The 12,451-nt window shown below is 51.6% G+C and carries 10 protein-coding genes; 5 read left to right on the top strand and 5 right to left on the bottom strand.

Going from position 1 to position 12,451, the window contains the following annotated elements; genetic code table 11:
* The first annotated feature begins 88 nt into the window (after window positions 1–88).
* The 4 genes from Q1A63_RS12420 to Q1A63_RS12405 all read left to right on the top strand — a co-directional run bounded on the left by Q1A63_RS12420 (window position 89) and on the right by Q1A63_RS12405 (window position 4,278).
* Window positions 89–1,468: a hypothetical protein gene (locus tag Q1A63_RS12420; RefSeq protein WP_299631784.1), complete on the top strand. Its 1,380-nt coding sequence runs from the start codon at window positions 89–91 to the stop codon at window positions 1,466–1,468.
* 188 nt (window positions 1,469–1,656) lie between these two features.
* Window positions 1,657–1,953, top strand: coding sequence for a hypothetical protein (locus Q1A63_RS12415; protein WP_299631782.1), 297 nt, complete (start codon window positions 1,657–1,659; stop codon window positions 1,951–1,953).
* A gap of 408 nt (window positions 1,954–2,361) precedes the next feature.
* Window positions 2,362–2,526 carry a hypothetical protein gene (locus Q1A63_RS12410; RefSeq protein WP_299631780.1) on the top strand — a complete coding sequence of 55 codons (165 nt, stop codon included), beginning with the start codon at window positions 2,362–2,364 and terminating at the stop codon, window positions 2,524–2,526.
* Between the two features lie 210 nt (window positions 2,527–2,736).
* Window positions 2,737–4,278: a coproporphyrinogen-III oxidase family protein gene (locus Q1A63_RS12405; RefSeq protein ID WP_299631778.1), complete on the top strand. Its 1,542-nt coding sequence runs from the start codon at window positions 2,737–2,739 to the stop codon at window positions 4,276–4,278.
* 26 nt (window positions 4,279–4,304) lie between these two features.
* Here Q1A63_RS12405 and Q1A63_RS12400 read toward each other — a convergent pair whose 3' ends face one another.
* Window positions 4,305–4,994, bottom strand: coding sequence for a class I SAM-dependent methyltransferase (locus tag Q1A63_RS12400; protein ID WP_299631776.1), 690 nt, complete (start codon window positions 4,992–4,994; stop codon window positions 4,305–4,307).
* On the opposite strand from Q1A63_RS12400, the gene Q1A63_RS12395 reads away from it, so the two are divergent.
* Window positions 4,974–5,624, top strand: a complete 651-nt coding sequence (locus tag Q1A63_RS12395) for a dihydrofolate reductase (RefSeq protein ID WP_299631774.1) — start codon at window positions 4,974–4,976, stop codon at window positions 5,622–5,624. The two genes, Q1A63_RS12400 and Q1A63_RS12395, sit on opposite strands and share 21 nt — an antisense overlap.
* 1,144 nt (window positions 5,625–6,768) lie before the next feature.
* On the opposite strand, the gene Q1A63_RS12390 is transcribed toward Q1A63_RS12395, so the two are convergent.
* From Q1A63_RS12390 to Q1A63_RS12375, 4 genes are all read right to left on the bottom strand, one after another.
* Window positions 6,769–7,038, bottom strand: coding sequence for a hypothetical protein (locus Q1A63_RS12390; protein ID WP_299631772.1), 270 nt, complete (start codon window positions 7,036–7,038; stop codon window positions 6,769–6,771).
* A 249-nt stretch (window positions 7,039–7,287) separates the two neighbouring features.
* Window positions 7,288–7,968 (bottom strand): MobQ family relaxase, encoded by a 681-nt coding sequence (mobQ, locus tag Q1A63_RS12385; RefSeq protein ID WP_299632101.1) that lies wholly within the window; start codon window positions 7,966–7,968, stop codon window positions 7,288–7,290.
* A 309-nt stretch (window positions 7,969–8,277) separates the two neighbouring features.
* Window positions 8,278–9,780 carry a hypothetical protein gene (locus Q1A63_RS12380; protein ID WP_299631770.1) on the bottom strand — a complete coding sequence of 501 codons (1,503 nt, stop codon included), beginning with the start codon at window positions 9,778–9,780 and terminating at the stop codon, window positions 8,278–8,280.
* On the bottom strand, window positions 9,746–12,304 hold the full coding sequence (locus Q1A63_RS12375; RefSeq protein ID WP_299631768.1) for an SIR2 family protein: 2,559 nt from the start codon (window positions 12,302–12,304) through the stop codon (window positions 9,746–9,748). The genes Q1A63_RS12380 and Q1A63_RS12375 overlap by 35 nt, the downstream gene beginning before the upstream one ends.
* Window positions 12,305–12,451 lie beyond the last annotated feature (147 nt).

The following is a 12,451-nucleotide window of genomic DNA, read 5'->3' as shown; positions in this document are numbered from 1 at the left end:
CCGGTTCAGTTCTAAGTTGGTGAAAGCGATAGGGTGCAGGTCGCCGCGCAGCGAACAACGTATTAGCTTTATTCTAGTAGGAGAAATAATGACTGACTTGAGAATCTTAGCCGCCAGCTTTTTCATATCAGCTAGTTCGGCTGCCGCAGAATGCAGCATTCCGCACTTCCAGTTACCACCATCTGACCCTAACACCACAACTTTCGAATTGTCGCTCGATTACCCCGCTGCAGGTTCGGAACTTGACAGCTTTTCAACTGAGACAGATTTCCGATCCGATTGGATGGGCTACCTGAACGAAGTTCTTGCCTACGCATTTGAGGGCAACCTTGAAAATGACTTCGTGGTACAGGACAATTCGATACGTAGCTGGTTTCATACGCCCTGGCTTCACGCGGGTCATTCTGGTCGGGAGTATGTTCATGGCCTCACGAGGGAACGAAGCAGCCGACCCAACGAGTTGCAAAACGGGGTTGATGCATTCTTCCAGAACTGGGGGGTTGGCTTTTACAATGAAGCCGCTGCGGGCACCTTGGGAGCTATCTGGACTGACTTCTGTAACCCATCCGTCGATGCCCTTGCTGACGTCGATTTTCCTGAAGGCTCCGTGTCCTTTAAGGTCTTGTTTACAGCGGCAAGTGAAGCCGAAATCGACGCACTGGAAGGTGCGCCGACTTGGACAGCGCATATTCACACGCAAGGCCCACCATGCCGACGCGAAGACCCCTGCCCCCGTGAAGAGAGAACCGTGACACTCTTACAGATTGATGTTGCCATTAAAGACAGGAGGGCTACCGATACCGGGTGGGTGTTCGGAACATTTGTTTACGACAAGAGGCTGAGCCATCTGGCACCTTGGGAAAGGCTTGTTCCTATCAGCATTGGATGGGGAAACGATCCAGAGGTCGAGCCTGAAGAGCCTCTCTTTGAGAACATCATAAATGAGGACTTCGACGGGGTCTTCTTTGGTTGGGACGCGAGGCCGCACATGGGCTGGAATGGACGTGCGAATGGTCCTGTCGATAATCCAATCTCCAGTTGCGTTTCCTGCCATGGTACAGCGCAATTTCCCCGGTCTGACACATTCGCGAATATCCTGCCCTCTCGCTTAACGTTGACCGATTCAGAAATCAGACGCGTCTACTTCCAAAACATACGCGGCGGTAGCCTTTTCGATCCTGATGTCGTGCCACGACCTCCCTTTCAAAGTGATTTGGTTGTCCCCGTTGCTTTGGATTACTCCTTACAGACACAACTGGGGTTGGAGCAGCTTTGTTTTGCTTGGATTGACAGTCGGCCGCCTTTCGATACCGTCGCCTCAAAACCAGCGGTATGCCCTTCTAGACAACCTGAGGCGGAGAGTCTGGCGGCCTTCCGGACGATGGGACTGACCGAGGCCCAAATGGCACCACTTGAGCGTTTCTTGGGAGATATTCGCGATGAGCCTGTATCCAAAGATAATAACTGATGTCTGCGATCAAAGGGTAAGTTCAATGGTTCTCAACGGCCCCAAAGAGAAAGGGGTTCGCGGAACAAGGACCGCGATGGTTGACCCCTGATTAATAATGGGACTGCTGCTTAAGTGATGGTGCGTAGCCAAGCTGTGGCTGTGGCTGTGGCTGTGGAGGTCCACCATACACAAGCTGAGATCTATCAATGGAGTTGGAGTTCGTACCGGCATCCACCGTACCCACCGGTTCAATTCCAGCTAAATGGCGGGAGACGGTGATCGACGAAAGAGGACGGCTGAACGTCATCTCGTATGAGCTTTGCGTACTGACGCAGTTGCGCGAGCGCATCCGAGCGAAGGAAATCTGGATTGATGGTGCCGACCTTTACCGTAACCCAGACGACGATTTGCCCAAGGATTTTCAGGAGCGCCGCGATACGTATTACGCGCAGCTGAACCTGACCCAGGACGCCCGCGATTTCACGGCGGCTATCACAACATGAGATTTTCTATACCGAGGGGGCACCAACAGAAAGCTTGTTCACCGGCCAGGAAGCTTTGAAGTCAATCAGCCCAGCGGCGCGGCAAGAAATTTTCGATATATTCCCTGAATTGAAGCAGCGAGATCGCTCGCCTGAGCCTGCCCGGTTCATCCCAACCGGAAAGAGCCAAAAACAACTCATCGCGAGACACCTTAAGAATAGAAAGCTCCCCTTGTCCCAAGAAAGACCTAGGCGTTCACAAATGTTCTGAATTTTGGCCGCTATCGCAGCTTCGAGCCGGTTGGGCCTAGATGGTTCCAACTATGGACTTTTGATGTACTATGTCGATCATATCATGCGGCACGGAGCAAATTACCCGTTTCAGATTTTGACCCGTGCATTAGCACGAGATTTGTTAGGAGAAAGAAAATGAGCGACAAAGCGACTTCAGCTAGTGCAGAGAAAAATGAACAGATGGCGAAAGCTGCTGCAGATAACGTGGACGCACTTCAATTCAATCCATGTATTGGCGTTGAGACAGTTGTTCTTGACCTACAAAGAAGAGTTGCAGCACTTGAGGCCAAGGTCGGTTAACACGCCGGGTCGCTCACAGAAGCATAAAAACGTATGTTCTTATGGCGATGCATTATGCGGTTTCGGCCCCAAGCCCTCGTACCACTGGATAGCTCGCGCAGAGCGACAACCTGCGTGTACTAAACGATCTCTGCTTGTTTGTGATCAGGTTCAAACCTCGTGCGGCCTGCTAAACATGATCTACTCATCCCGGAGCTTTGGTTTTCGAGTATGAACGACTCTATGGAATTTATTCATCCTCTGTATCACTGGCCGCCTCGTTTTATGTGGCGCGAGAAGCGCCATAATTCACTAAAATGGGGCAATACCTCAGTATATCTTCACTATCCGTTCTGTAGATACCTGTGCGACTTCTGTGGGTATGAAACAAGACTCGTGAATGGCCGCGTGTCGAAAACGTTTCCAGTAAACCTAGCACAGCAGATCAACTTTCTCGCCAACGTTGATGATTTTTCCGCTGCGAACCTAGAAAGTGTTTTCTTCGGCGGCGGAACTGCATCGATAATTCCCGAGAAAGCTATAGCGAAGATACTTCACCAGATTGACGCTGATATCGGTGACACAAGAACTGCTGAAGTCACTCTTGAATGCGAACCTGGAACAATAAAGCGACAGAAACTTCTCTCTGTGCAGAAGCTAGGTGTCTCTAGAATATCGGTCTGTGCACAGTCCTTTGATGACACAGTGCTTCAGCGCAGCGGTCGCAAACACACGGCAGCTGATGCACTGGACCTAGTGGACATGTGCTCGGAAATTGGATTCCAAGATATCCATGTCGACCTGATTTATGGGCTTCCAGGGCAGTCTTGGGCCAGTTGGGTCAGCACAATTGACCTCTTGGTAAAGCTACCCATTCATCATGTCTCGATCTATAAGCTTTATGTTTACCGACACGGCAAGCTAGATCGCGCTGCCTCGACCGATCCAGCTATCTCTACAATGCCTCCCCTGGATGAACTCAAGGCGATGCATGACTATGCGCAGCAAGCACTACAAACCAACGGCTTCGACCAATACACGCTAACCGAGTACGCTAGATGCGGGCACCAATCGAGATATATAGATGCTACCTTCGGTCAGTCGGATGTAATGCCCATTGGTCCCGGTGCTTTCGGCAAATGTGGTGTACATCTCTGGGAAAACGAACCATCAATACCTGGATACGCTGCGAATTCTGTGAAACTCCCAGCCCATGCATTGGAGCTGACACCGTTTGAAGCCTTTCGGCGAAGTGTAATTCTCGGGCTGTGGCGACTTGGCGTTGATTTGGCCGTCACAGCCGCAAAATTCGGAGTCCATCCGTCCAGGGAACTTTACACGACTCTTCACCAGCTTGCTCGCGAGGGCTTCATCCATCTGACGGGAGACGTGATTACGCTTGCGACGGAACAACGGTTCAATGCTGGTCTCGTGATGGATACTCTGGCTCAATTGCCGATTGGTCAGTGGTGCAGTGATGCTCCAGCTGCTGAATCTGTTGATCTTCTTCGTAACGACACGCCACATGTGCGAAAGATCACTACTCTTCTCAAGATGGCTCGGCGAGATCGTGAACTGTACTCTGAGATTGTGCGCGACCCGACCAATGCGCTTATGAAGTATGGTGTGCCCGTTGACACGCCTGAAGCTGTAGAGATTATTGCAATTATCTTAGGTGCCCAAAAGTCGATCGATCGCCCACTACTACTCTCTTCGTGGAACAATGTCCTAGAAGCACGTCGCTTGGATGGCGACGGTCGCGCAGCTTCGTAAGTCATCACAAGAACGATAAACATCCCTTAGTCTCGAACGGCTTCTATTGCGAAGTGTGTAGGAAACGGTGTGAGGTGTCCTAGTTCAAAAAACCTGAGTGATTTGAATCCGCTGTCCGTTACGCCATTGATGATCGTCCCCAGTTGGTAGTGAAAATTCGGGTGAAACGTATACTGCGAACCATCACAAAGAAGTGTTTTTGAGCGCTTCTTTGATCCATCAATGTAATAGGAGCCGTCTTCCGCGAAAACGACATCCTCAATATGATTTGGTCTCTGTACGTTGTGCGGGTGAACATCCCAAATGATGATCTTTCCACCCCGCCGTAGAGCGGAATAAGCACTATCTAATAGGTCTACAACGAGCGCTAGCTCCGATGTGTCCAGTATGACATTTACAAGCGTGACAAGGTCATATTTCTCTTTAAACTCTAGATTTCTCACATCGGCGCAAAGCACTTCTACAGTGTCGCCCAAGTCACCAAGTCGTTTTTGAGCTTCCTCTACTTGCACTTTACTTCTATCTATTCCTACTACCTTACTCCCTTTTCGCGCGAAGAACGCCAGTAGTTTCCCATTACCGCATCCTATGTCCAACACTGTGCTCTCCGGCAAAAATTCACTCAGCCGAGCTTCGATGAAGGGCCAAAAATACTCCTCTAGATCAGTTGTACCAACATTGATCGCTCTGACAGCATGCGGGCTATATCTAGGCACTTTCTTATCACCCTTTCTGGCTTTGCCCTGGTAGTAACTTTTAAGTACGTTTGCGTATGTCTACGCTATGACGGTCGTCTGTTCTGGCTCTATAGCATCCACCCGGAAGGAACATACTTGCCGCACGAACTTGCACTAAGCGTCGCAATCTCGCGCAAAGGGGTCATTGGTCACAATGGCGGTGTACCTTGGTCGATACCAGACGACCTGCGAAGATTTTATCGGATCTCTGTCGGAAAGCCCGTAATTATTGGCTTTGACACATGGCGACATATGCCGAAGCCGCTTCCTAGACGAAGAACGATAGTTCTCGCTGAGGCTGACAAATCAATCGATGGGGCATTCCATGCACACAGCCAGGAAATGGCGCTCAACGAAGCCGAAAGGGCTTGCCAATACCTAGTCTCAGCAGAAGCGATCGTCGCCGGTGGAGCTAACGTCTACGAGCAGTTCCTACCTCAGTGCACCAAAATATACATGACGGAAATACTCTTTGAGGGCCCGGGCGATACATATTTTCCGCAGCTATTACTTGATGAATGGAGAGTTCACGATGAGAGTCCAAGACGGGAGTGCGCCGTGAGTGGGCTTCTTTATCAGTTCAAGACAATGTATCGACGCGAGAAGTAGAGCTGTGAAGGTTAAGCGTATGAAAGTGGGGTCTTGCGTTTCGTTAGACCCGCAAACCGCTCACTTGCCGTGCCAGGTTCAACCTTCTGTCTCCTCTGTGCTAGTCTTGACCGGACTTCAACCAGTATGCCCTCTGCTTCTCCTTCAAAGTTTGGGCAAATCCTATTAACGAAACTCTCTAATTCGGGGTTTGAGTAAATATACTCCATATCTCCTAAGGTGGTCAGCCAAGAAAGTGGGGAAGAGCTGAGGGCCTCCGTATTCTTGCCGCATGCAGTTCGAACATAGCCAACAACAATCTTTCCGGATACCAAATGTAGCCGTAGGTCAAATAGTCTACTTTCTCTACCAGGAAGCTCAGAGGGTCTAACCCACTCCTGTATCACATAGGATTTTAGTCGCTCTTTGCTGCCAGTCATCGCATGAAGACCTCCGGATTGCAGCAACGAACAGAGGTCCTCTGCCCTGTATCGCTCGACACCTAGTGAGCCATAACCAAAACGCGGCTTAACGATTAGATACTCAAACCGGGAACAAAACTCTGATACCTCTTCATAGTCGGCACTCGCATCACACGTAGCAATCATCCATCTATGACAGTCGGCGGGGAAGAGTTGTGCAAGAAGTAGTTTATCGCGACAAAAACTGTGGGTTTGCCTAACGCTATCAGGGATCAACCAATGCGATAAGTCGGACGACCGGGCGTCCACGACATTAAAATTCCGAGTACCTTCTTTAGATAGCGAGTCTAGAAACCTCGCATCAGCAAACGCGATATTGTGTCCGAGAACCCTTAGTTCAGTTCTCAACGCATTTAGAAGACGGATTACAGATTTGGCGCTTTCGGTGACCGGATGGTCATCGCCTTTACGTAAGACGATCTGGGTAGGTCTCACATCTTGGATAAGATCAAACTCAAAACGCTCCGATAGTATTATGATGTTTCTTTTGTTTTTCTTGCACAGTTCCGACAATGCGCGGGCATATATGGACAGCGGATTTTCGCTCTTTGCTTCCGATGAGCGCACCGCTTCCCTTGCCAGAACAGTAAGGTCGCCTGGCAAAGAGTTTAGCTCTATCAACCGGAGGCTTCCGGTTTGATCTATGAGGAAATCGGCCGCAACATAGTGCAGTGGGCCGAAACTCACGCTTTCGCTAAGTCCCTCATCTCTGCGATCCAGTCGCCATGTTCAGCAGTAGCGTCATGCAGGAAAGTAGATTCGACCGTTTTGCCCATGATATCGAGGTATGCAACCGTTTCATCTTGAGTAAGTCCAATACCATGTGCCTGTAACGCAGCTGTCGGGTTTGACATAACTTGAGCGCCAAGTTCTCGATCTTTAGCTGATAGCCTGACCACAGCATCGATTTTTCTAAGCGATCCGGTCGTGGACGCCGACTTTATCGTCCCCATCGTTAATTCCTTTCGATTTTTGACTTTGTTTTTGCTCCGTTGCGAAAACTAGCCCTCACTCTAATGGTGTTAGAAGCTACCAGAAATTCGTTCAACTGTCTTCATGAAATTCTCGGCAAAAACGCAATCGTCAGAACAAGCAGCGGTAGCGTTTTGCGAAGCACCAGCGCCTGTTCGAACCGGACAAGTAGTTCACCGCTCCCTCGTTCGTCCTCGCTTCCCACGTTATCATGCATAGCAGTCAGTCTGTCAGTGTCTGAGACCAGGATCACGGTCCAGTTCCTCGGCGGCCAGATCGTCACCGCGCTCAACCGCTGCCTCGCGCTGCGCTTCAAGCAACCGGTGATCGACACGGTCCAGCTCCACTGCCCGCTCCAGGGCACGGTTCTGCAACTCGGCCCAGAGGCCGCGCATCTGCTCGATCTCAACGCCGCCGGTCTTCGCGGAATCGAGCACGCGGGTCTTGGCGGTGAAGCCTTGCGCCTCCAGCTTGCGGGTGGAAGTCAGAACATGGGCATGGTGGTTCCGCTGATCGCCTTCTCGGTGCGGCGCATCGATCGCCACATCGACGGCGACGCCGTAGCGGCTGACCAGCTCCTGAGCGAAGTCTCGGGTGATTTGCGAGCGGTCCTCCGCGCTGATCTCTGACGGCAAGGCCAGCTCCCATTCGCAGGCGGTGACAGAGTTGCGGCGAGTCTCGAAAGCCTCTACCTCGTTCCAGAGGCGGGACCGGTCCTTAGCCCAGTCCGGGGCGTCCTTCGGGGTCAGAATGAAGGTCTCCTCGATGCCTTGCTTACGGGTGTAATCATGGACCCGGCCTTCACGCTGACGCTCGATGCGCTCCCCGACACGGCAAGGCGCGGCTGCCGTGGCAGAGCGCCCGGCGCTGCGTTTGATCGTCTTCACGGAGAGGTGGAAGCTGGCCTGCAGAAATTTTCCCGCTTGGTAGAGACTGCCGCAAATCTTGAAACCGCAGGTGAAGGGTTTGCAAAAGTGCGCTCTCAGCGATTTTTCGCACCACGGTATCTGAGTGGCTCAGAACGGACTGCTGGGTGGCAGCACCATCAGTCTATGACCCCCCGGGGGCCATCGGCCCATAGCCGGAGTTAGCCAACCGATGAAATTTCTGCAGTCGCAACCCGCATAGCTGCCTTTCTCTGTGGATGTTCAGTCGAGGCTCGCAATCCTTATTTCGCGATCCATATGCTGCCCGTTTCGCAATTCTGCACGGACGCGTGCTCAAATGTAAAACCGGTAAGAAGGATTGGGCGTTGCGTTGTCCGATAACTCGCACATGAGCTCGCCAACTCGTTTTGCGAAGAGCAAAGTAATTGGAAGCCTTGTTATCCCGTCACTTGAGTTCCAATTCATCTTTGTGAGCGCCAAGATTTCTTGTGCCCGCGCGCGAATATCGGTTTCTCCCATGCTGCCTATCTCGAGTGGTGCGGGGATATGCATGCCCGGAAACTCATTCCACCAAGGCACATAGCCGCTTGTGAACAGGTAGTCGTGCTGGTCGAGTGAACACAGCGTCCCTCTCCAAGGCTCCTCCGTGCCCTTTCGGACCACTCGAAAGGACGTGTTGCGAAGCCAAACCAAATCGCAGTTGGCAATGCGTCCGTCTGCTACCTTGCGGAACCCTGTCTCCTCTTCTGGTTGGTAGTGCGTCGTTTTGTGAACAACAACTCGGTCTGGGCTCACGCCCGCTCGTTTTTCGTACTCGTTAAGTATCTGCTCCATCAAACCGCTGGCCTGATCTTCGTCGAGATAAGGTTGCCTGTCTCGTTTCTGGTTGTGATCAATGTTTGCGCCCTTGATCGCAAATGGTTCGATATCAGTTGAATACGCCTGAGCCACGCTGGCATAAACGAGATGACCGCCGCGCTTCTTCATGTGATGAAAAGAAACACCTACAAAGCAGACGTTCTTTGGCAGGTCTGCTGGCCTCCAAGGTATACCCTTAGCTTTGTAGTATATCGAAACTGCAGCATTCCACGCTCGGGTCGCATGGCTGTGCCCCTTTTCATCGGGACGATCGATGGTCTCCCGTCTAATGATTTGGACGGGTACCGCCTGATTATCTGACATTATCCGAGCTTTGAGCGCGCGATAGAAAGTCCTGAAAAGAAGGTCGTCGGCCATAGTCTGGAGCGCGCTTGCGGCCTCCAGTTCTTCTGGCGTCGGTTGGAAGAGCGCGAGCTGGTCGCTTTCTTCTTCTGCTCTCACCATCTCGAGCGCATGTCGTTCTTCGGGGCTAAGACCTGGATTGGCCGCGCGCAGGTCGCCGAGTTCCGGCTTTATGCAAAGGACAATGCAATCCGGAGCCTCATCGCCGTAAAGGCTGGCTATCGCATCTTCAAACAGCTCGACGAGTTCGCCAAACTTCTGGCCGCGATGGGCTTCACTTACAAGCAGTTGGTACTTTGATGAATCGATAATACGCTTTTGGCGTTCATCGATTTCAAACCGAGCATTGAGTGCACTCTTTAGCCCCGGCCAGTCTCTATAGCGTTGCGAGTTTTTTTCTTGCGCCGGCATGAACTGCTCGAGTCTTGAGAACCACTCGGTCGCCGCGCGAACGTCGTCAGCCAGTCCAACAAAGCCAAGGCGAATAACCTTTTCACCACGATTGTCCGATGGTCCAGACAAGGGCAAAGCGCGTCGGGGATCAACATCGAGCTCTCCGTTGGAAAACTCGAGCATAGGTTCATGCAGGACGTCGATCTTCAGCTGAACTGTCATCGCTCAGTAATCCTTCCTCGGTCACATCTGCCATAAAGAAACTTCCCTCAAGTATGAGGTCTTGCACGTGGCTATCGCCGATACTTATGGTTTGTTGCCCTCTTGATAAGAAGCGTCCCCAAAAGACGAAATCGCTGTCGACGTTGGTGTTCCTATCGAACCTTATTCTGCGTGTTGCCCGTTTTGTTCTGAGGTAGCCTGGCAGTGGAGATTGACCGTCTTTCTTGGTGAACATGTAAAACGGTTTGATCCTTACGCCCCAACCCTCACCAAACCGGACGATTTCATAGCCGAAACCTTCGCACTCGAACCACGGCTGACCTTCATCGCCGCGCTTCTTGACCACACCCCTCCTGATCCCCTTTCGTAAAGGACTGTCGTAAACGATTGTGCGGTTTTTTTGCCCCTTGCTCTTGAAGTAAGCACGCTTGGCTGGAAAACCTTTTTTGGTCTTTTCGATGATGAGGCCATCTTCCTCAAAGGAACGCAAATACCCTTCGAAGTGCTTGCGCATGAGCCATGCGATCTTTTTGTGTATGATCGGATCTTCGTCGGCTGTGGCTAAGGAAACTTCTTCATGTTCACCCTTTAGCACACCACCAAAGATCGAGGAGGCAAGTACGGGATCGAGAAAGGTCCAAAGCAAGCCTGATCGGCTTTCGAAGACAAATGGTCCAGCTTCCGTCAATGCCGCTTTTGACTTGAGGTCTGCCCAGCCTCCGTCAATGTTCAGCTTCGTGATACACTGCGGGAGTGCCGAGAACACCAATGTGTTGAGGGTGTAGGTTCCAATCGGTCTTTTGTCGATCGAAACAGCTGCGGACCCTGCGGACGCACCTGGTCGAAAGAGCTTTCCAACAAACCGCTCGGCACCTGGCGGAAACGCAAAAAGTGACGATCCGCCTGCATCGGTACAAAGACTGAGTGCATCGCTCAGGCCTGTTCCCGCCCGCTCCATCGCACTGATTCCAAAAAAAACATCGCACAGGGACCGGTTGCGCAGGTCGCTGAACTCAGGGACCGGATCAAACGCGCCATTCTCATCTGTTGCGAGACGGACTTTGGACCTGGGCGACATGATCGCAGGGTTCGTAAATGTGATGCTGTAATTGTCTTCGACATTGATTGTAGATGGCTGGTGAGCTTCATAATCGCGGTGAACTATCATGTTTACGAGCAGCTCAATCAGTGCGCGTTCAGGATATGCAAGACGAGATACGTGCTTTTGTTTGCCTTTGACCTTGATCTCGGGGTTTACATCCTTGGTTTCCAACCAGTTCAACGCATCGTTGTACTGTTTGATGAGGTTGCCTTGAAAGACCGTTCGCTTCTTGTTTGAAACCGTAGCGGTCAATACCGAATGCGGGAAGAACCGCTCAGGCTGCCTACCGAACAGCAGCACACAACCATTACTTGGGAGTTCGTTCCCCTCGGGGTCTTTGCGTAACAGCCCTATCTCGCGCATCAGAGGTTTGAGCTCCGCCGCCGACAAAGATCCGCGCTCGAGCTTCTCGCAATATCGCCTTAAGGTACTCAGTGCTAGGTCAGCATCAACGTCTGCCCACACGGCTCCTTCGCAAATGAGGTCATCATACTCTTGATTTTCTTGCGATGTGATTGGTTGGGCAAAGCGTTGAATACCCGCCAATTCGAGGTTGAGGTCTCCTACAGCTTCGTCGAAGCCCGAAATGTCCAGCCGCCTAAAATTTCGGCCCAGCCTTTTTTTCAATGCTTCGACGTTGGGATGAAGGGCCTCGCTTCCTCTTGTGCACCAGTAGACACCTTGCCTGAATTTCTGATTTTCATCGCCGAGCAACGATTTCATGATCGAGTCCTCCGCACCGCGGTAGCCCATGACGACAAGGGGTGTCGCGTCCAGCAACGGGCGAAGACGCTCCAAGAGAACCGCGTCGAGTGTCTTGGTTTCTTCGATCAGATTCCGGTCCGTGTATTGTTCTGCCTTACCGTGAAGCCACACGATCTGTGCTTTGGCGAAAAGGCTAAACTCATTAAAGTCATTCTCGCTTCGGTTCACTTCTGCAACGTGGCGGATGTGCGGTTGCTTTTCTGCGAGAGCCTTAGGCAGGCACAGATCGAAATTTGTGGTCATCACAGTGCCCGCCAAACCACGGAGCACTAGGTCAGCAAGTGCGTGATAGCCGGTCCCAATGTCTCCCTTGTTGCTCGTAAGCTCTAGGAGCAGTTTGCGCCGGTAAGCTTCGGGCTGAAGTAGATGCTCAATGATCAGAGGAAAATTCTCAGCGAGACTGTCATCACCTGGTAGGAACCATTCGTGGTTCCTGAGCCAATTCATCCATTCGGATGGCTTGATCTGATCGACTGGAACCCGACCACCGAGCTCCCGCTCTGCAAAGACTTGCTTTGCCAGCCTGCGAACACTTTCGCCAGCCAAAGGAATGCCCGATGTGAAAGAAGCGCCAGCACCGAGCAGCAGCGTAGGCCGAGCATCATTCTCGGGGCGAAAGAGAGACGAGAGAATCGCGACAGATGACTTGTGTGACATTCACCAACAATGACTCCATCACGCGAACAAAACAAGAATTGATACTCGGTGTTGTGGTTTATTCACATCGACGCACATATTGTTGATGAACCAAACAATCCGAAAGACCCGTCAGGCTAGAATGCTCGGCAACAGACCCAGGAACAA

The organism is uncultured Roseobacter sp. (assembly GCF_947499265.1).
Taxonomy (GTDB): domain Bacteria; phylum Pseudomonadota; class Alphaproteobacteria; order Rhodobacterales; family Rhodobacteraceae; genus Roseobacter.
Note: the sequence above shows the minus strand (reverse complement) of the source record. Positions and strands in the feature narration are given on the sequence as shown.